The 623-nt window shown below is 68.2% G+C and carries 1 protein-coding gene; it reads right to left on the bottom strand.

The window, feature by feature from the left end:
• Nucleotides 1-431: AFG1/ZapE family ATPase (gene zapE / locus KMAL_RS16755; protein ID WP_146044270.1), on the bottom strand; the 431-nt coding region annotated here is incomplete at its 3' end.
• Nucleotides 432-623: the final 192 nt, after the last annotated feature.

Raw genomic sequence — 623 nt, 5'->3', positions numbered from 1 at the left:
TTCATGTCATGCAGGCGCTGGTGGACATCCTGCATGAAGCGGTGGAAATGCACCCGGCGCTTGTGCTCCACCGGGGCGAGGTCGAAGAACAGGTCCATCAGCATCGTCTTGCCGCGCCCGACCTGCCCGACCATGTAGACCCCGCGCGGCCGCGCCGGTCCCGCCTGCGCCCCGCGCCCGCCCCCAAGGCCCAGCCGCGCGCGCAGGCCGCTGAACAGGCCGGGACGCGCGGCCGCCCGCTGCATGACCACCGGGTGGTAGTCGCGCAGTTCGCGCCACAACCGGTCCAGGCGGCGGGCCGCCTTTTCCTGTTCCGGGTCGCGGTCGAGCGTGCCCGCCGCAACGCGGGCCTCGTACACGGCGAAGGGGCCGGCATCGCCTTGCGGAACCGGCTGTGAAGGGGCGGAAGCGGTGCGAATTTCGGTATCCATACCCAACGCCGATAATCCCTCCCCGACCCTTCGGCAAGGGCACAAAACCGCCATATCCGGCCGTTATGGACGTTCTCTCCATCTGGTGAACACAAAGGGCGCGAAATGGAGCATTTGTGATGGACCCGCCTGCCCTGCCACGACGTTCAGCGCACATCATGCCCCACCCCACGCACCATACCCGCCACACCC

The sequence above is a fragment of the Novacetimonas maltaceti genome, from assembly GCF_002906255.1.
Taxonomy (GTDB): domain Bacteria; phylum Pseudomonadota; class Alphaproteobacteria; order Acetobacterales; family Acetobacteraceae; genus Novacetimonas; species Novacetimonas maltaceti.
Note: the sequence above shows the minus strand (reverse complement) of the source record. Positions and strands in the feature narration are given on the sequence as shown.